This window comes from Heyndrickxia sp. FSL W8-0496, assembly GCF_038007825.1.
Lineage (GTDB): Bacteria > Bacillota > Bacilli > Bacillales > Bacillaceae_C > Heyndrickxia > Heyndrickxia oleronia.
Genome location: NZ_JBBOXX010000001.1, coordinates 1792998 through 1813429, shown reverse-complemented (window position 1 = coordinate 1813429; position 20432 = coordinate 1792998). Strand labels below are relative to the sequence as shown.

Annotated in this window: 19 protein-coding genes, 1 other RNA gene and 1 other annotated feature; of the genes, 1 reads left to right on the top strand and 19 read right to left on the bottom strand. The window is 34.3% G+C overall.

What is annotated here, in order from left to right; genetic code table 11:
* Nucleotides 1-19 precede the first annotated feature (19 nt).
* The 19 genes from NST63_RS09110 to NST63_RS09020 all read right to left on the bottom strand — a co-directional run bounded on the left by NST63_RS09110 (nucleotide 20) and on the right by NST63_RS09020 (nucleotide 18778).
* Nucleotides 20-208: a hypothetical protein gene (locus NST63_RS09110; RefSeq protein ID WP_058002086.1), complete on the bottom strand. Its 189-nt coding sequence runs from the start codon at nucleotides 206-208 to the stop codon at nucleotides 20-22.
* Entirely contained in the window at nucleotides 180-698 is a 519-nt protein-coding gene (locus NST63_RS09105; RefSeq protein ID WP_212943328.1) for a PRC-barrel domain-containing protein, read from the bottom strand. The genes NST63_RS09110 and NST63_RS09105 overlap by 29 nt, the downstream gene beginning before the upstream one ends.
* Nucleotides 699-1001: 303 nt before the next feature.
* A complete protein-coding gene (locus NST63_RS09100; RefSeq protein WP_058002084.1) occupies nucleotides 1002-1721 on the bottom strand; it encodes a YebC/PmpR family DNA-binding transcriptional regulator in 720 nt (239 codons plus the stop codon).
* 120 nt (nucleotides 1722-1841) lie between these two features.
* A complete protein-coding gene (gene recD2, locus NST63_RS09095; RefSeq protein ID WP_242598162.1) occupies nucleotides 1842-4241 on the bottom strand; it encodes an SF1B family DNA helicase RecD2 in 2400 nt (799 codons plus the stop codon).
* 25 nt (nucleotides 4242-4266) lie between these two features.
* The gene (locus NST63_RS09090; protein WP_058002082.1) at nucleotides 4267-4935 is read right to left on the bottom strand and encodes a tetratricopeptide repeat protein; all 669 of its coding nucleotides are present in this window, start codon (nucleotides 4933-4935) and stop codon (nucleotides 4267-4269) included.
* Between the two features lie 390 nt (nucleotides 4936-5325).
* Nucleotides 5326-6441 carry a tRNA 2-thiouridine(34) synthase MnmA gene (gene mnmA / locus NST63_RS09085; protein ID WP_058002081.1) on the bottom strand — a complete coding sequence of 372 codons (1116 nt, stop codon included), beginning with the start codon at nucleotides 6439-6441 and terminating at the stop codon, nucleotides 5326-5328.
* Nucleotides 6442-6450: 9 nt separating this feature from the next.
* On the bottom strand, nucleotides 6451-7599 hold the full coding sequence (locus NST63_RS09080) for a cysteine desulfurase family protein (protein WP_341041931.1): 1149 nt from the start codon (nucleotides 7597-7599) through the stop codon (nucleotides 6451-6453).
* Nucleotides 7600-7822: 223 nt separating this feature from the next.
* Nucleotides 7823-8242, bottom strand: coding sequence for a cysteine metabolism transcriptional regulator CymR (cymR, locus tag NST63_RS09075; RefSeq protein ID WP_058002079.1), 420 nt, complete (start codon nucleotides 8240-8242; stop codon nucleotides 7823-7825).
* A 399-nt stretch (nucleotides 8243-8641) separates the two neighbouring features.
* Nucleotides 8642-9922, bottom strand: coding sequence for a replication-associated recombination protein A (locus NST63_RS09070; protein ID WP_058002078.1), 1281 nt, complete (start codon nucleotides 9920-9922; stop codon nucleotides 8642-8644).
* 115 nt (nucleotides 9923-10037) lie between these two features.
* Nucleotides 10038-10991: an ABC transporter permease gene (locus tag NST63_RS09065; RefSeq protein ID WP_212943336.1), complete on the bottom strand. Its 954-nt coding sequence runs from the start codon at nucleotides 10989-10991 to the stop codon at nucleotides 10038-10040.
* Nucleotides 10984-11907, bottom strand: a complete 924-nt coding sequence (locus NST63_RS09060; protein WP_212943338.1) for an ABC transporter ATP-binding protein — start codon at nucleotides 11905-11907, stop codon at nucleotides 10984-10986. Before NST63_RS09060 ends, NST63_RS09065 begins: the two co-directional genes overlap by 8 nt.
* A complete protein-coding gene (locus NST63_RS09055) occupies nucleotides 11904-12626 on the bottom strand; it encodes an ABC transporter ATP-binding protein (RefSeq protein WP_212943340.1) in 723 nt (240 codons plus the stop codon). Before NST63_RS09055 ends, NST63_RS09060 begins: the two co-directional genes overlap by 4 nt.
* Complete coding sequence (locus NST63_RS09050) at nucleotides 12616-12993, bottom strand: GntR family transcriptional regulator (protein WP_212943342.1); 378 nt, start codon at nucleotides 12991-12993, stop codon at nucleotides 12616-12618. The genes NST63_RS09055 and NST63_RS09050 overlap by 11 nt, the downstream gene beginning before the upstream one ends.
* Before the next feature lie 5 nt (nucleotides 12994-12998).
* The gene (locus NST63_RS09045) at nucleotides 12999-13772 is read right to left on the bottom strand and encodes a hypothetical protein (RefSeq protein ID WP_212943344.1); all 774 of its coding nucleotides are present in this window, start codon (nucleotides 13770-13772) and stop codon (nucleotides 12999-13001) included.
* Nucleotides 13773-13914: 142 nt separating this feature from the next.
* Nucleotides 13915-14679, bottom strand: a complete 765-nt coding sequence (locus tag NST63_RS09040; RefSeq protein WP_212943347.1) for a tRNA threonylcarbamoyladenosine dehydratase — start codon at nucleotides 14677-14679, stop codon at nucleotides 13915-13917.
* Between the two features lie 188 nt (nucleotides 14680-14867).
* Nucleotides 14868-15056: non-coding RNA, 6S RNA (gene ssrS, locus NST63_RS09035), on the bottom strand.
* A 96-nt stretch (nucleotides 15057-15152) separates the two neighbouring features.
* Nucleotides 15153-16922 carry an aspartate--tRNA ligase gene (gene aspS, locus NST63_RS09030; RefSeq protein ID WP_341041930.1) on the bottom strand — a complete coding sequence of 590 codons (1770 nt, stop codon included), beginning with the start codon at nucleotides 16920-16922 and terminating at the stop codon, nucleotides 15153-15155.
* 13 nt (nucleotides 16923-16935) lie between these two features.
* Entirely contained in the window at nucleotides 16936-18207 is a 1272-nt protein-coding gene (gene hisS / locus NST63_RS09025) for a histidine--tRNA ligase (RefSeq protein WP_212943351.1), read from the bottom strand.
* 103 nt (nucleotides 18208-18310) lie between these two features.
* Nucleotides 18311-18539: a binding site (T-box leader), on the bottom strand.
* Nucleotides 18540-18601: 62 nt separating this feature from the next.
* On the bottom strand, nucleotides 18602-18778 hold the full coding sequence (locus NST63_RS09020; protein WP_341041929.1) for a hypothetical protein: 177 nt from the start codon (nucleotides 18776-18778) through the stop codon (nucleotides 18602-18604).
* Between the two features lie 326 nt (nucleotides 18779-19104).
* On the opposite strand from NST63_RS09020, the gene NST63_RS09015 reads away from it, so the two are divergent.
* Nucleotides 19105-20379 carry an N-acetylmuramoyl-L-alanine amidase gene (locus NST63_RS09015; protein ID WP_341041927.1) on the top strand — a complete coding sequence of 425 codons (1275 nt, stop codon included), beginning with the start codon at nucleotides 19105-19107 and terminating at the stop codon, nucleotides 20377-20379.
* Nucleotides 20380-20432: the final 53 nt, after the last annotated feature.

Below are 20432 nucleotides of genomic sequence, written 5' to 3'. Positions count from 1 at the left end.
AATGCACCCCTTCCAAATTTTAACTTAAGCGACGAGATTCCTCATCAAATAAATCGTCTAACGAGCTTAAGGTACCATCTTCCTCTACTTGATGGGTATAGATCGTTTCTTGTGAAATGGAAAGCTCTATAAAGCAATTCCAGCAATAATATTGATTAATACCGATTTTACCAAGATCCTTACTTTGGCAATTTGGACATTTCATCATAGGATAAGCCACCTCGCAATTGTTTTACTGACACGATGATGGCATCCTTCCCTATCTTTGGAGGACCATTTACTTGAATTACTTTTTTCCCTTCCAACATATCTGTAAAGAAGCCATCAGTTAGTTCGTATCCGATAATTTTTCCCAATTCTTCGGAAAAATATACGTCCTCGAGCAATCCTAACTGATCCCCACTTGTTGAAAGAGCTAATTTTTTCATAAGGGGGTTCGAATGGTATAAAGTATACTCATTATCTCGATCCTTATATTTTTCAATCTGTGTATCCTCATGAAGAACAATTCCATGTTGACCAAAGCTTTGAACATGACTTATCGCTATTCTGCAATTTTTGCCAAAAAAACTATCCTTTTTACATAAAAGACACGTGACTTTTCCCTCTGCCGATATCCCTATATCACATACCTCGCCAAACAATTCCCCACTGGAAAGATAAACAGGCATTCCTTTTAAAAGACTCAATGTTCTCAAAAAGCATCCCACCTTTTTCGAACATTTATATTGTCTGTTTTATTTTCAAAAACATAAGGTGTAACGTTTACCAATATTAATTAAACTTACTTTAGCTTAAATTAACAAAAGTTCCTTCTCAAACATTGTTGCAATTTAGGTAAGTGTGTACGAATAAATATCCGTTAAAATCTGTCGCACCCATTCATTTCCCTAATGACAGGAGTGACAAACTTTATAAGAATTGCTATAGCCTTTAAATACCGCAAATTTATGAAAACGGCATAAAAAAAAGAGGCAAAATTGCCCCCTTTGATTGAATGATTATTCACCAAGATCCACATTGTGGTAAACTTGCTGAACATCTTCCAAATCTTCTAATGCATCAATTAGTTTTTCAAATTGCACTTGTCCATCATCAGGAAGTGAAATTTCATTTTGAGCAAGCATAGTAAGCTCTGCTACTGTAAATTCAGTAATCCCTGCATTTTTAAATGCCTCTTGAACAGCATGGAATTGATCTGGCTCAGCATAAACAATAACGGAATCCTCTTCTTCAAGAATATCACGAGCATCCACATCTGCTTCCATCAATAGCTCTAATACTTCATCGGCAGTTTTTCCCTCTACTCCAATAACTGCTGTATGATCAAACATATAAGCAACAGAGCCTGTCACACCCATATTTCCACCATTCTTTCCAAAAGCTGCACGAACATCAGCTGCTGTACGATTTACATTATTGGTTAAGGCATCTACAATTAGCATTGATCCGTTTGGTCCAAAACCTTCATATCTAAGCTCATCATAGTTTTCATCTGATCCGCCTTTGGCTTTCTCAATTGCACGATCAATAATATGCTTTGGTACATTATATGTTTTTGCACGTTCTAATACGAATTTTAATGCTTGATTTGATTCAGGATCAGGTTCTCCTTGTTTCGCAGCAACATAAATCTCACGACCAAATTTTGCATAGATTCGACTAGTATTTTTATCTTTCGATGCTTTTTTTTCTTTAATATTGTTCCACTTACGACCCATTTCGAACACTCACTTTCAAATAATAAGGTAATAATTATCTGTATATCTTTTGAATACCGTTCGTATACCAAAATATATTATACCGCAAACACATTATTCGTTCATAGATTAAATCCTTAATTAACTTAAAAAATCATACGGTGTAATATTTTCCATTCCAATCATTGGATCAACTTTGAACATATTTTCCTCATTAAAAATAAATATTTCACCTTTATTTTCTTCTTGCGGGTTTATTTTCTCAAGAATACATAATTTATCATATAGACTTGTCTTCCTTAGTTGATCATCTTCTCTTTCGATTCCAATCCGGAATGCTTCTTCTTCACCACAAATAATTAAGGATTGCTTACTTCTTGTTATTGCAGTATACAATAACTTTCTTCTAAGCATTCGATAATAACTTTTTACAACAGGAAGGATAACGATCGGAAATTCACTTCCTTGTGATTTGTGAATAGAGCAACAGTATGCATGGGTAAATTGATTAAAATCCTGGCGGGAATAAGTGACCTCAATTCCATCAAACGATACTAGGATCAGGTCTTGCTTTTCCGTATTTTCCTTTGCATAGAAAATTGATATGATTTCACCTATATCACCATTAAAGACATGTTTCTCTGGTTGATTGACAAGTTGTAATACTTTGTCTCCAATTCGATATTTACTCTCACCAAAACTAATTTCCTTCCGATTTCCTGTATCATTCGGATTAAAAATTTCTTGTAACAAAACATTTAACCGATCGATCCCTGCAGGTCCTCGATACATTGGCGCGAGAACTTGTACATCTTTTTGAGTATAACCTTTTCTTTTTGCACTTGATACGACTTTCTCGATCACTTCAGGGATTTGTCCTGAGGTACAACGTATAAATGATCGATCCTTTTGTTGCTTTGTCACATCCTCTGGGATATGACCATTCTTGATTTCATGAGCGAGTTCAATGATAGATGAGCCATTTTCTTGGCGATAGATATCTGTCAATTGTACAGTAGGAATGACCTTAGACCTTAATAAATCTTTTAATACTTGTCCTGGTCCAACAGAAGGAAGCTGGTCTTCGTCCCCTACAAATATAACCTGTATATGATCAGGTAAAGCCTTTAGCAATTGATGTGCTAACCAAGTATCAACCATAGACATTTCATCTACAATTACAAGCTTACCATCAACCATTTTCTCGTCATCTGTATCTAAATCCTCTTGTCCCGTCATCCCTAATAAACGATGAATCGTCATAGCCGGCAAACCAGTTGATTCCGCCATTCTTTTTGCCGCTCTTCCAGTAGGTGCAGTCAATACGATCGGAAAGGGGTTTTCCTTATTATACTTTTTAGGATCGAGAGAGCACCCATTTAGTTCTGCATAAAGTTCAACAATCCCTTTTATGACAGTTGTTTTTCCAGTTCCAGGACCCCCAGTTAATATCATCATTGGAGACATTAATGCTTTTTGGATTGCTTCTTTTTGAGATGGCGCATATTGTACTCCAATCCTTTCCTCAAGTTCCCCTAATGCCAGTAAAAATTCGGATTCTGGAAATTGATCTTGATACTCCTCTTGTTGAAGTATACGTTGCACATTTGTTACAATGCCTTTTTCTGAAAAATAGAGGGATGGGATGTATAATTTTTGGTTTTCTCCAATTAATTTTTCCTCTTCAGCTAGCTTAATAATTTCAGCCGAAATATCAGTATATTCGATTGTAAAAGGTTGAGACTCTTCCAATAATTTCTTAACTTTAGGAAGTAAATCCTCTGAATCCATGTATACATGACCATTTTGAAGACATTCTTGCTCCAATGTATACATACATGCTGCTTTAATCCGATCAGGATGATTGCCTACCAGCCCTAATTGTTTACCAATTTCATCCGCTCGGCCAAAGCCAATTCCTTCAATATCTTCAACTAACTGAAAGGGATTTTTTTGGATCATTTCTAATGATTGTTCTTTATAAACTTGATAAATTTTCATTGATATTTGTGGCCCAAAACCAAATTGGTTTAGACCAATCATCACACGTTCCAGGCCTTGATGTTCAATTAATTTATCATATAAGCTTTTAGCTTTTTCAGATGGTAGTTTAGGGATACTATCTAGTATGGTTGGCTGATCAAGGATTTTACTGATCGCATTTTCACCGAGCTCCTCAACAATCCGTTCCGCTGTTTTTTTACCAATCCCACTAAATATTTCACTTGATAAATAAGCAATAATTCCTTGTTTCGTTTGCGGTATTTCTTTTTTAAAATGTTTAGCTTGAAATTGAGGTCCAAACTTTGGATGCTCTTGCATATCTCCATAAAAAATATATGTTTCCTGCTCATGTATTTTAGGAAAATGACCTGTAATTACAGCTTCTTTTTCGTTATATTCAAGATTCGTTTCGTCCACCCTTATCCTTATGACAGAGTATAAATTTTGTTCATTATGAAAAATGGTAACGATATGACGTCCCCTTATATATTTTTCATCGTTTGCAAATAAATCAAGTGAGTTTTGCTGTTCCAACATGAGCCCCCCTTTTTTTAGCGGGATATTATTTGTTCGCTTCCCTCATTTTTTCAATCATTTTCAAACCATATCCTGCTAGTACATGATCTGATTGAATTTCTAATGCTTTATTAAAAAAGGTTTCTGCCTTTTCTGGACTTTCGTAATAACCTAAATAGGCTACACCTAAATTATAATAAGCATCGGCATGATTAGGATCTTTATTAATAATTATTTCAAAATGTTTAACAGCCATTTCATACACTTCTGATTGTGCCAACGCTAGTGCATATTGAAATCTTGCATCAATATCCTCATCATTCAATTCAACACTTCTCTGTAGGTATGGAATCGCCAATTTAGGACTTCCTAACTGTACAAAACACATACCAATCATGAAATAAATATCGTTATTATGTAAACCATTCTTTTCAGCTTTTTCAAATTGTTTAACTGCCTCTTCATAATTTTCTAATTCATACAATACATTTCCCAGACAATAGTAAGCAGCTGAAGCACGATCATCTAGTTCAATTGCTTTTTCAAAAAATCTAATTGCTTTTTCTCTTTCATTAACAGCAATTAATACATTACCAAAATTGATATATGCCACAGGATCATTGGGATTTTCTTCAATTGCTTCATTAAAATATTTGATTGCTTCCTCAAATTTTCCTTGTTGTAAACATTCAATTCCTTTTTTATTTTTATCCAAAATCATTACACCCCGAATCAGTTTTATACTAGTTGAAATTATATCATAGTCATTTAGCTTTTTTCATAAGAAAGGCAGTTTTCGAATAGTTTGTTACTCTTGTATAAGAAAGCCCAACACCGGCATTCTATAGGATTCAAGCGGTTCTTATAGAGATTGATTTTCGTTAAAACTTTACTTAAAATAGCAACAATATTTGGGAAAAGAACCATAAGTAAGAGTAAGCTCCTTAGTCAAACCCCAATGATGAAATAACCTCATGAAAGATAAAAGGATGAGAGGGTAGAGTAGAGCTAACGAATGCTCTTGAAAACAGGATTAAAATTTCTTCTTATTTTTCACAAAGAAATACCTCATCCCTAAGTATGGATGAGGTACTCCTCAATACTGTTAACCAACATACATTAATTGTTTACCTTCTTTAAATACTTTATCGATTGTTCCTCCACCTAAGCATTCTTCACCATTGTAAAACACAACTGCTTGTCCAGGTGTAACTGCTCGGATAGGTTCATCAAAGACAACCTCTACTTCGTTATTAGCTAATACCTTCACTGTAACTTTATTATCTGGTTGACGATATCGGAATTTCGCTGTACATGTAAACTCTTTTTCGTTCATATTTTTAGATACCCAACTCACATTTACTGCAGTTATGGAGTTTGAATATAATGAATCATGATCAAAGCCTTGTTCAACAAATAGAATATTTTCTTTCAAATCTTTTCCTACTACAAACCAAGGTTCACCAGAACCACCAATGCCTAAACCATGCCTTTGCCCAATAGTATAGTACATTAAACCATCATGCTCACCCATAGGTTTTCCGGATAAGGTGGTCATTTTACCTTTTTGAGCAGGTAAATAATTACTTAAAAATTCTTTGAAATTTCTTTCCCCAATAAAGCAAATTCCAGTACTGTCTTTTTTCTTTGCCGTTGCAAGATTTGCTTCTAAAGCAATTTCTCTAACGCGTTTTTTATCCATGTCACCAATCGGGAATAACACCTTTTCAAGCTGTTCGCTTGTCAATTGATTTAAAAAATACGTTTGATCCTTATTTTCATCCAAGCCACGGAGCATTTTATACTCTCCATCTTGGAAAGCAACCCTTGCATAATGACCTGTTGCTAAATAGTCTGCTCCCAGATTCATTGCATGCTCTAAAAAGGCTTTAAATTTAATTTCTTTATTGCACATTACATCAGGATTCGGTGTACGCCCAGCTTTATATTCATCTAGGAAATAAGTAAAAACTTTTTCCCAGTATTGTTTTTCAAAATTTACTGCGTAATATGGGATTCCAATTTGATTACAAACACGGATTACATCATTATAGTCTTCTGTAGCAGTACAAACACCAAATTCATCCGTATCATCCCAGTTTTTCATAAATATTCCTATTACATCATATCCTTGTTCTTTTAATAAAAGCGCAGCAACAGAAGAATCGACTCCCCCTGACATCCCTACGACTACTCTTGTATCTTTTGGTTCCTTTTTCATGTATCCTCCCTACTTTCTACTTACTCTTCGCACGATTGCTCCTACTTCATTTGCAGCTTTTTCTATTTCATCTAGTGTATTACCTAGTCCAAAACTAAAACGAATGGAATTTCTTAAACGCTCGGAGTTTTTTCCGAACATGGCTACTAATACATGTGAAGGCTCAATTGAACCTGCAGTACATGCTGAACCACTAGAAGCCGCAATCCCTGCTAAATCTAAATTTACTAACATTGCTTCTACATCTGTTCCAGGGAAACTGATATTTAGCAAATGTGGCAATGAATTTGTTTCTACAAACCCATTTATCTGGTAATCAATTTGTTGTTTTTCTAAAATTTCTACGAACTTTTGCTTAAATTGAAGAAATAATTTTTGCTTCTCATCCATCATTTCTTGTGCAATTTTTACTGCCTCCGCAAAACCGACAATGGAAGTGATATTTTCAGTGCCGGCACGTCTTTTTAATTCTTGTTCTCCACCATGTAATCTTGATACTAATTTAGTACCAGTTTTAATATATAGAAAACCAATGCCTTTTGGCCCGTTAATTTTATGTGCAGATACTGAAAGTAAGTCAACATTTAGATCTTCTACATTAATCTTTAATACACCATAGGCTTGTACCGCATCAGTATGAAAATAAGCTTGATGATCTTTTAAAAGCTCTCCGATCTCTTTTATTGGCTGTATGGTTCCTACTTCATTGTTTCCATACATAATCGTCACAAGAATTGTATCATCTCGAAGTGCTGCTTTTACCTCTTCAACTGCAACTTGTCCTTTTTCATTCACTTCAAGATATGTTATTTCAAAACCTTGCTTCTCTAAATATTCACAAGTATGCAAAACAGCATGATGTTCAATTTTTGTCGTAATAATATGTTTACCTTTTTCCTTCATTGCTTCCGCTACACCGATGATGGCATAATTATCGGCTTCAGTACCACCACTCGTAAAAACAATTTCATTAAATTGTGCATGAATACTTTGTGCTATCAAAGTTCTTGATTCATCTAATAACGCCCTTGCTTCCCGTCCATATGAATGAATACTAGAAGGATTTCCGAAGGACTGATTTAATACATTGATCATTTTATCAATCACTTTCGGATGTACGGGTGAAGTCGCCGCATGATCAAGGTAAATTTTTTCCATTTTATTTCCACCTCTAATTAAACAATCTTTTTTAGGCTCTTTTTTCAACTATTATTGTTATGAAAGTACGTTTTAACTTGTTAAAATAGGTTAATGTCCGTCTTACCCCATCATTCTTCTGAGAAAAAAGCTATATACTGCCTTAAAGCCGAATCCTTTATTAGAGTAAAAACGGCAGTAAAACCTTTTAAGAGCATTTAAACTATACAAAAAACAGCCTTATTTAAATGTAGAACATATATGAATCAGTTTCCCCTTCGTCTTTATAATTGACTAGGTCTTGAATCGTTGTATTATCTAAAACATCCTTAACAGCATCACGGATTTTTATCCAAAGGGATCTCTTAACCGGTTCTTCATCCTCAATTCCTTCAACCGGACTGATAGGCCCCTCTAACACTCTAATAATATCACCAGCCGTTATTTTAGATGGATCATCAGCTAAAATGTAACCACCATATGCCCCACGAATACTTTTAACTAGCCCGGCATTTCTTAACGGAGCAATTAATTGCTCCAGATAATGCTCTGACAAATCATGCATTTGGGCGATGGTTTTTAAAGAGGTTGGACCTTCGCCAAATCTTTTTCCTAATTCAATCATAATCGTCAAACCATAACGGCCCTTTGTTGAAATCTTCATAACTGCACCTCGATTTATTTCAATATTTCTTATTAACGAACTTTACACATACACATCCTTAAACAAAAAATCCGACAATGATGGACCATGAGCCAATTGTCAGACTTAGATGCATAATGCTCACTAGCTTCCTTCTAAAAAAGTGTTCTGAATGCAATATTAGAACGAAATTACTTATCATTTACACCATTTACTACTAAACTAATTGATCTATTTACATAAAACTATTCAATAAGAAATCCAACTAATTAAAGTTAATTTCTTTTTAAGTATTAAATACTTCCATTTATTGATAAATAGAAACAGTACGTTTGTCCCTATTTTCTCAATATAAAATAATAAGCTTTTGCCATTATAGCATAATTAAATACATAAATATATTCAGTAAGCTTATAGGGATTATTTCTTAAATTCTTCTAGTTTTCGGTAAATAGCTGCCAACCTCTTTTCTTCTCCTGCTTCAATCGGTTCATAATACTTCGTACCTTCTAAACTACTTGGAAGATATTCTTGCTTTACCCATCCACCAAAAGTGCCGATGGGATAATCATGGGGATATTTATAGCCGACATGACCAAGAACTTTTGCGCCAGCATAATGCCCATCACGTAAATGTTTTGGTATCTCACCAACTTTTCCTGCTCGAATATCTGAAATGGCTTTATCCAGTGCTTTATAGGCGGAGTTGGATTTTGATGAAAGACACATTTCTACTACTGCAACAGATAGAGGTATTCTTGCTTCTGGCAGACCTAATCGCTCGCTAGCTGTAATAGCGGATAATACATTTGTACCAACTGATGGGTTTGCTAAACCTATATCTTCAAAAGCTATAACTAATAGTCTCCGATTCACTGCAACCAGATCACCTGATTCTAATAAATGTGCAAGATAGTAAAGGGCTGCATCTACATCACTTCCACGTATACTTTTTTGAAGACTTGACAACAAATTATAAAAATTGGAACCTTTTTTATCACCATAAACCCCAATTTTCCCTATTAAATCATCAATGATTTCATCTTGAATAATATACGTATCATTCTCTTTATTTGATGAATAAACGATAGATTCTAACAAAGTTAACGATTTTCTTGCATCTCCCCCAGATCCTCTTGCAATTTTTTGTATTTGTTCATTTGTAATTTGGATAGCAAGCTCTCCTAGTCCCTTTTGTTTATCATGGATCGCACGATTAAGAAGCTCTTGAATATCATCCTCTGTTAGTCTTGATAATTGCTTAATTTGTCCACATCTACTACGAATCGCAGGATTTACATCATGAAAAGGGTTTTCTGTTGTTGCTCCTATCAAGATAATTGTTCCATTTTCCACATGTGGTAATAAATAATCCTGCTGTGCCTTATTAAAACGATGAATCTCATCGAGAAATAATATTAATTTTCCAGTTAATCTTGTCTCATCTACTACCGCCTCTACATCTTTCTTACCTGCAGTAGTTGCATTAAGTGCAACAAAGGGAATTTCTGTCGTTCCCGCTATCGCATAAGCAATGGACGTCTTTCCAATTCCTGGTTCACCATATAATAGCATAGAAGGGACAAATCCATTTTTTATCATTTTATATAAGCTTGTATGTTTTCCGATAATTTCTTTTTGGCCAACAACTTCATCAATCGTCGTCGGACGCATTCTAAACGCAAGTGGTTCACCATACACGATCAAAAACCTCCAATGATATATCTATCCATCATTATATCTTTAAACGTTTTTTATTGAAAACCGAAAAACTCTAAAACAAAAAAGGGATGGAACATCCATCCCTTTATCCCATTTACGCTGCAACATCCCTCTTTGTAAAAATACCAAAAGCGAGTAGCATAAAAATAACAAAATATATAAGTAACATAATGATGGAAAACCCAAGAGTCATTCCTGATACTAATGGTGTCCCATCAAAATATTGCATTAAATTTGTATTAGCAAACAGGATATACTTAGCCCAGTCATATTTCACTGCAATAAGGGCAGTAACATTTCCCCCCATTAGTAATAAGAAAATTGATATTCCAATGGCTAATGAGCTATTTCTAAATACAGCTGAAATCATAAAGGCCATCGTTGTTAGCATGATTACATCTAATGAAGAAAGTAAATATGTTTTCATCAAATACAGGATCATATTTTGCTCGACGACATGGCCATTTGAAAATGCAAGGTGAATATGATCTCCTTCGTTTCCAAATAAGATAAATCCTAAGATTCCAGAAGAAGCAAATAAGATAGCAAGTAATAGAATACCAAATAATAGGACTGTAATATATTTTGATAATAATATTTTCCATCTATTAATCGGACGAATTAATAGTAATTTTATCGTCCCCCAACCAAATTCACTAGCAACAATTCCTGCGGCAATAATAATGGTAAATAAACCAACAAATGAAATGAGCATGGTATTATCACTTATAAAAGTGTAACCATTGGATTGATCTGTAGGGGGAATATTATGATCTAAACGATATTGATTGATTTCAATTTGCTGTTCATAATGTTTTTTCATTTTATCTGCTGATTTTGGAAGATCCTTTATATTTTGTTCATCAGCTTTAATTTGTTGGGTAATACTTGCTCTCCATTCCTTGTTAGACGGTTGCTGTACTTTAGATTCATAGTATTTAGTCAGAGCACCATTTCCAATTACACCAATTAGAACTAATGCGATCATTACATAAGTGCCTACACGTTTAAATATTTTTATCCATTCATTATAAACCAGTTTAAGCATGTACTTTCTCCTCCTTTGATGTGATCTCTAAAAAGCGATCTTCTAATGATTTTGACATCGGCTTTACTTCATAAATCCGAATTCCTGCCTGAATTAAAGCCTGAATGAATTCAGGGACTTGATTTTTTTCAATTTCCACTTCAATTCCAGTCTCTACTTGTTTAATTGAATATTCTTGTAAAGTTTTCAAAGATTCCTTGGCATTTTCAGTTAACTCTACTTCGATAAAGTACTTTTGTTTTGTATCCTCATAAACAAAATCATGAACCTTTTGTACATCAATTAATTTTCCTTTTTGTATAATCGCAATTCGGTCACACATCATTTCCATTTCAGATAGAAGATGGCTAGATACAATTACAGCCATTCCTTTTTGCTTAGTCAGTTTCCTTAAATGGTCACGAATTTCACGAATTCCTGCTGGATCTAACCCATTAGTTGGTTCGTCTAAAATCATTACTTTAGGTTCATGCAATAAACTTTGTGCTAAGCCTAGACGTTGTCTCATCCCTAGGGAATACGTTTTTACCTTCTCGTGTATACGATCTTCCAGACCGACCAATTCAATGACCTCATTTATTTTTTCCTTTGTAATCCCTTTAATCATCCTGGCATATTGCATTAAGTTCTGATAACCCGTAAGAAATTTATACATTTCTGGATTTTCAACAATCCCGCCAACATTTCTCAATGCTTCTTCATATTCGCTTTTTACATTTTTTCCACAAACCAATATATCACCAGAAGAAATTTTCATTAAACCAACTATCATTCGGATAGTAGTTGTTTTACCGGCACCGTTTGGACCCAAAAAGCCGAATACTTCACCCTCTTCAATATTAAAAGTTAAATTATCTATAATTTTTTTTCCTTTAATCACTTTCGTGACATTTTTCAGTTCAACAACTGGTTTCATTTTTCCTCTCTCCCTTTCGTGTCAATATGCTCCATTTCTTGTTTAAACCATTTTAATACAGACAAACCTTCTTTTTCTCTTAAATCTTCCACATTTTTATGACCAAGAATATTCCCATTATAAATAGCAACAACTTCATCTAATAATGGTTCAATTTCATTAATTTCATGTGTCGCCATGATAACAGTTTGTTCTCCAAAATCGATATAGGATAATAAGCTTTTTACGATTGAATCTCTAACCATCGGATCTAAACCAGAAAATGGTTCATCTAGTAATAGTACAGATGTTTTTCTTGCTAGAGCCAAGACGAGTTTTAATCTTCCACGATTACCTTTCGATAATTGTTTGATTTTTTTTGATCGATCTAATTTTAATTCTGTTAAAAGAAGTAATGCTTTATCCATATTAAAATCGCTGAATTGGGACTGATAAAATTGAATCATATCTTCAACTGTAAATGGATCATAAAACATATCTGATTCAGTTAAATAGGCGACCGTTTGCGATATTTTTCTAGTTACCTTTTTTCCATTAACCAAAATTTCTCCACTGTTAGGATAGACTAAACCGCCAATCATTTTTAATGTAGTCGATTTACCACTTCCATTTGGACCAAGTAGACCATAAATTTTTCCTTTTTCAAATGTCATACTCGTATTTTTCAAAGAAAATTCTTTTCCATATTTTTTAGTAACATTCTTCAGTTCAATTGTCATCTTTATCCCACCCTAAATAATTCTCAAGCCCTTCTAACATCTCTCCTTTAGTAAAACCAAGTTCCTGCATACTTTTAACATAGGTCTCGACAATTTCCGTTTTCATTTGATCTTTTAGTTGCTTAAGCACATCTATATTTTCAGTAACAAATGTACCTTGTCCTCTTCTTGATTCTACAATATCCATTCTTTCCAGCTCCCCATATGTTCGTTGAATCGTATTTGGATTCACTCCAGATTGAATAGCCATTTCACGAACGGATGGTAATTTTTCTCCTGATTTTAATTCTTCACGTATAATTTTCTGACATATCCGTTCAACAATTTGCAAATAGATCGGCTTCGTTGCTAGAAATTCTTCTGTCATACTGTCTACACCTCAACCTTCTTATCCAATAGCCAGCTGGTGATAACGAATAAGATGAGCGAAATGATGAAATAAATCAAAATAGGAATTAGTGGAACATCTGTATTTGCAAATGTAAAATTCCACGTTGCGTTTTTATACTGAAAAGAAGGGTTTAAGCCAATAGAAAAATGCCATTTATCTAATAAATTGGAAAAAGCGTCGATTTTTAAGATTAGATCCTCAATAATTGACAACACAATAAAAATCACTACAATTACTAACCAACGAACCCTTCTAATCCTCGGAAATTTACCTAATGAATGATAGATCGCCCAATAAAACATAATCCAAAATGTTAGATATAAACCTAAAGCCATAAGAAAAATCGAAACTGAAAATGATTCATTAATTAGTATAGAATCCAAGTTAATAGTAGAAGAAATAGAAAATTTAAAAACAATATAGCCATAAATGAATAATAGTAATAATGAGATTACTTGATAGCTGATTGCTGTGATTATTTTTGATAGCAGCAATTTTGTACTGCTTTGTGGATTATATAACCATAACTGAGTTTTCCCTTCCACTCTCAAAGATGCAGATACTAGAACAGGAATTAACATAGTATTGAGCACCAATAGCATGATGAATATACCGATTGGCACCATAGGTTCATGCATGTATTTAGACAAAAAAAATGAGCCAATCATAAATAAAATATTGATTGCAAACCAGACGATAAATAAAAATCGTGAAATCATTAAATCTTTCTTTACCAAACCAACTAACGAATTCATTATGTACCTCCAAATCACACTGTATTAGTGTACTACAAAAATAGTACACTAACACATACATACATGTCAATATAAATTTACTATTTTTTCTAGCTAATGTTTTTTTATTCCAAATAAAAAAAGTCGCCCTAAAGGACGACTTTTATCGATCTTTTACTCTTTTTATTGGAATATCCTTGACAATATCCCGAATGACATAACTTGCCATAAATAATCCTGCGGTTGATGGAACAAAGGCATTTGAGGACGGAGGCATTTTAGCTTTTCTTATTTCTGCATCGTCATTACCAACAACCTTTCTAATATCTTCACGAATAACAATTGGACTTTCATCGGAGAAGACTACAGGAATGCCTTTACGAATTCCGTCTTTTCTAAGTCTTGTACGGATAACTTTTGCAATAGGATCGGTATGTGTTTTAAAGATGTCCGCAATTTTTAATCTGGTAGGATCCATTTTATTTGCAGCACCCATACTTGAAATAATATTTATATTTCTATTTAAACATTCTTTTATTAAATGAATCTTATAAGCAATAGTATCTGAAGCATCCACAACATAGTCTAATTGATGACTAAAAAATTCCTCATAAGTTTCTTCAGTATAAAACATTTTCAGAGCAATTACTTCACATTCGGGATTTATATCCTTTATTCTTTCTTTCATTAAATCCGCTTTAGATTGGCCGACTGTTGATAATAACGCAGGCAACTGACGATTGATATTCGTTATATCTACATCATCTTTATCCACTAACACTAATTTACCAACACCTGATCTTGCTAAGGCCTCAGCAGCAAATGATCCTACACCGCCAACACCAAGTACCGCTACAGTACTATTTTTAATTTTTTCAATTCCTTCTACTCCAATTGCTAATTCATTTCTCGAAAACTGATGAAGCACAATATCATCTCCAAAATTCTACTTTGTCTTAATCGCAAAATGGGATAGATATCCCCTTGCTTTTTTATTTCCTTGATTAAGAATAAACAAATCCTAAGATAAAATCAATCTACTAGAAACTAAAAGCCTCAAAGCTAAACAATAACAAAACCCTCTATCTGTAGAGGGTTGAATAGTTAATATGAGAGATAAGCCCCAATCATGCCGTCGGAAAATCCTAATGTTTTGAACCCGCTCTAAAAGCAGGTGGGTGTTCTGTTTCAGCTTTATACGTCCTTATCAATAAGGCATGTATGCCACATGAAAACTCCAAACTCCCATTGTTAATATGTTCGGTCAAAACGAATAGGTACATGAAACGTACACATCAGGACTTATCTTATTGATTAAAATCTTACCATAGTAAAATTCATTTTTCAATCATACTATAGTCAGAAAAATGTTACGAATTTTGACAATCATTCATTGCATAATTATTCTTTAACATTTAATGCTAGATGTAAATCTTGTAACTGCTGTTCACTTACCGTTCCTGGTGCTTCAGTTAATAGACAGCTTGCACTTGCCGTTTTAGGAAATGCAATAGTATCACGTAAATTGGTACGTCCAGCTAATAACATAACAATTCGATCTAAACCTAAAGCAATTCCTCCATGTGGTGGTGTGCCGTAATCGAAAGCCTCAAGAAGAAATCCAAATTGTTCTCTTGCTTGCTCCTCAGTGAAACCAAGGCATTTGAACATTTTTTCTTGGATGTCTCTTTCGAAAATACGTAATGAGCCTCCACCTAATTCATAACCATTTAACACCAAATCATATGCCTGTGCTTTAACATTCACCGGATCTGTTTCTAATTTTTCTACATCTTCACGTGCTGGCATCGTAAATGGATGATGAGCGGCATAATAACGACCTTCTTCTTCGTCATACTCGAATAATGGCCAGTCTGTTACCCAGAGAAAATTAAATTTAGATTCATCAATTAACCCAAGCTCTTTTCCTAATTTTAAACGAAGTGCACCTAATGCATCAGCAACAACAGATTTCTTATCTGCCACAAATAATAATAAATCTCCGGTAACAGCTTCTAAAATAGTACTCATTTGCTCTTGTTCTTCAGGAGAGAAGAATTTAGAGATTGGTCCTTTCAAACCTTCTTCTTCCACTTTTAACCAAGCTAATCCTTTCGCACCATAGCGAGAAACAAACTCTGTTAAATGATCAATATCCTTTCGAGAATATTGACTAGCTGCACCCTTCACATTAATGGCTTTTACCTGCCCCCCATTAGCTACTGCAGCTGCAAAAACTTTAAATCCAGAATCCTTTACAAGTTCAGAAACGTTTATGAGTTCCATTGCAAATCTCGTATCTGGTTTATCGGATCCGAATCTGCTCATTGCTTCATCATATGTCAGTCTTGGTAATGGAGTAGGAAGATCCATTCCTTTTACTTCCTTCATTAAGCGAGACATCATTCTTTCCGTCATATCCATGATATCTTCTTGACTATAGAAGCTTGTTTCAATATCAATTTGTGTGAACTCTGGCTGACGGTCTGCACGTAAATCTTCATCACGGAAACAACGAGCAATTTGATAGTATTTATCAAATCCAGAAACCATTAATAATTGCTTAAATATTTGTGGAGATTGAGGTAGTGCATAAAATTCGCCAGGATGTACACGACTAGGAACTAAATAATCACGTGCTCCTTCTGGAGTACTCTTCGTTAAAATTGGTGTCTCAACATCTAAAAACCCTTCGTCATCAAGGAAACGACGAAATGATTTCGTAACATCGTGACGCATTTTAAAAGTTTCGAACATAACCGGTCTACGTAAATCAAGGTAACGATATTTCAAGCGAAGATCTTCTGCTACATCTGTTTGATCCTCAATCATAAATGGTGGTGTTTTCGCTTCATTAATAATTGTCACTTCTTCTACTTTGATTTCAATTTTTCCAGTCTTTAATTTTTCATTGACTGTAGATTCATCCCTTGCAACTACCGTTCCTTTAACATCTAATACATATTCTGAACGAATTTTATTTGCAATTGCTAAAGCTTCTGAAGAAAAATCAGGGTTGAAAACAATTTGTACAATTCCTGAACGGTCACGAAGATCGATAAAAATTAATCCCCCTAAATCCCTTCTCTTTTGTACCCATCCTTTTAATATAACTGTTTCACCAATATGCTGTTCTGTTACTTCTCCACAATAATAAGTACGTCCAAACATCTTTCTTAGCCCCCTACTTACAGATCCTTTTAAATTCATTAATAAAATCAACAAGTGAAATCTCGACCTGTTTACCCGTTTCCATATTTTTCAAATTAGTGATTCCTTTTTCTAGTTCATCCTCACCTAAAATAGCTACATACTTGGATTTCATACGGTCTGCTGCTTTAAATTGTGCTTTCATTTTACGGTCGAGGTAATCTTTTTCCGCTGAAAAGCCTTCTTTTCTTAACTGTTGTAGCATGATCATTGCTTTATGTTTTGCTTCATTTCCTAGCGCAACTATATAACAATCAATTTCATCTTCAAACGGGAGAGTGATTCCCTCCACGGTTAAAGCTGCTAGTAATCGCTCAATGCTTAAAGCGAATCCAATTCCTGGTGTTTCGGGTCCACCCATTTCCTGGACCAGTCCATTATATCGACCACCACCACATAGTGTTGTTATAGCTCCAAACCCCTCAGCATTACTCATAATCTCAAATGCTGTATGGTTATAGTAATCTAGTCCCCTAACGAGGGTAGGGTCAACCTCGTACTCAATCCCCAATTCCTGTAAATACACTAATACTTGATCAAAGTATTCTTTCGATTCAGAGTTTAAATAATCAAGAATTGATGGAGCTGATTTCATTAATTCATGGTCTCTATCCTTTTTACAATCGAGTATTCTAAGAGGGTTCTTTTCTAGTCGATTTTGACAGTCTGAACAAAACTCCTCAATTCTTGGTTTAAAATGATTGATAAGTGCATTCCTATGAGCAATTCTGCTGTCTTTATCACCTAAACTGTTTATGACTAATTTCAAATGTTTTAATCCAAGACGACTATATAATTCCATTGCCAAAGAAATAACCTCTGCATCTATCGCAGGATCCTGGCTACCTAATGCCTCTACTCCAAATTGAACAAATTGGCGAAATCGACCAGCCTGTGGTCTTTCATAGCGAAACATCGGACCATTATAAAATAGCTTTACAGGCTGACTAGGATTTCCAAACATTTTATTTTCAGTATAGGAACGGACCACTGATGCCGTACCTTCAGGACGTAGGGTTAAACTTCTTCCTCCACGATCATCAAACGAGTACATTTCCTTTTGAACGATATCAGTCGTATCGCCTACTCCCTTTTGAAATAGCTCTGTATGTTCAAATATCGGGGTTCTTATTTCTTTATATTGATATTTTTTGCATAGATCCCTTGCAGCAGCCTCAATAAACTGCCACTTTTCTACCTCTCCAGGTAAAATATCCTGGGTTCCTCGTGGAATTTGTATAGCCATTATTAAACCTCCTTCATGTCCAAGGACTGAGACTTTCCTCAGTAATAAAAATATTAAATTAGCCCATATAAATAAAAAAACCCTCAGTCCCTTGTTTAAAAAAACAAGGGACGAGAGTTGTATTCCCGTGGTGCCACCCTAATTGAAGCAAATGCTTCCACTTAACACAGTTAACGCCTGCTAGACGTTTACCCCTACTAGAAAAACCTCTTTCAGGGCAAAACCTACAAAGTGTTCATTCATTAAGACAGCATGTAGAAATGCTTTCAGCCTTGGACATTTCCTCTCTTTTCATGTGTTTCTTAACTACTATTCTTTATCATTGGTTATATGCGAATATTTTTATTTTATTTATATAATAATACGGGGCAGTAATAGTATTGTCAAGGCAAAATTAATTTCTCCCTAATTTCTTTTTTAATAATTTCACATCGCCTAATGATAACCCAAATTCCGATGCAAGCTCCAATGAAGTTGCTTGATTTTCTCTTTCAATAAACGAATGTAAATTGGTGCCAAAGATTTGATTTCCTTCATTTGTAACTAACTGGCTCTTTTCATTTGATCGCATCACTTTTACTCCTTTATTTCTAATTTTTTCTGTCAAAAAATACGAAAGTATTTTCCATGATTCGATAGCAAAATTAATCATGGTTCTCTTTAATTCCTTATACTTATTCATTTTCTATACTTGTAATTGTTTTACCGCTCAATCGTCGAAGAAAAATGAATCGCCTCAAAACATCATTAAAAATATCAATTCTTGTCTTATTTTTATCATTTCCCAATCACCATTTTTTCTTCCATAAAAAAAGGATTTTTAAAATATTTCAAGAACTGAATATTAGACACTTTACATATTTCATCACATGATTTCTAGAAGGGGTGTTTCATCGCTTGATTAAAAGAAGTTTTATATTGTTTACTTTAATTGTGTTCATAACTATAGGGTCAATCCAACCTTTCAATTATGTACAAGCCGAGTCAACAGTGAAGGTTGAAGTAGAAGTTCTCAATATTCGAGAAGGACCTGGACTTTCTTATCCAATCATCCATAAAGGGAAAATAGGAGAAACATATGGATTACTGCAGGAAAAACAAGATTGGTATGAAATACAACTTGAAAACGGACAAAAAGGTTGGGTTGCAGATTATCTTGTTTCAGTAGATGAGCAACAGAAGCATTTGGAAAGCAATGGTATAGTTACGGTTGATGGACTGAATATTCGTTCTACACCCAATCTATCAGGAAACATTATTGGAAAATTAAACGCAGGTGAAGCCATTCAAATTTTGAACGAGTCAAAGGATTGGATCCAAATCTCAATTGGTAATAGAGGACAAAAAGGTTGGGTTAGTCGCCAATATATTATGTTTGATACTAAAAATGAAATGAACACTCCTCAACAATTGAACGTAACAATCATACATAATGGAACGAACCTACGAAGTCAGCCGAGCACCTCATCTCCAATTGTTGGAAAAGGAAGTAGTGGAGACTCCTATACGGTTGTCGAAACGAAGAATAATTGGTACAAAATTCAGCTTTCTAACGGGAACTTTGCATATGTCGCCTCTTGGGTCGTATTAACGACAATGGAAACAATTCAAGACAATGACAAAAAGAAAGAAAAGGGATTAAAGGGAAAAATCATTGTTATTGACCCAGGTCATGGAGGACGAGATTCAGGTACAATTGGATTTAGTGGAACATTTGAAAAAGATATTACTTTACAGACTGCAGAAATGTTAAAAAATAAATTAAAAGAAGACGGTGCCATCGTTTATTTAACTAGAGAAAAAGATGCTTTTGTGCCGCTACCTGCAAGGGTTAATCTGTCTACTATCCATCGTGCAGATGCTTTTATTAGTCTACATTATGACAGTATTGATGATCAAAGTGTCGTTGGCCATACAAGTTATTACTATCACTCCTATCAAAAGATACTAGCAGAAAATATTAATAATGGAATTTCAAATATATTAGAAATTAACAATCGTGGTGTTCGTTTTGGTGACTTTCATGTCATTCGAGAAAACACACAACCTGCTGTCCTTCTAGAATTAGGATATTTAAGTAATCCTGTTCAAGAAGCGTCTATTAACAGTAAAAAGTACCAAGAATTAATGACTGATGGAATATATAATGGTCTAGTCAATTATTTTAATTAATTGCTAATAGCATCTAATAATGTAAAAGGGATGTCTATTAAAGAGTCAGACCT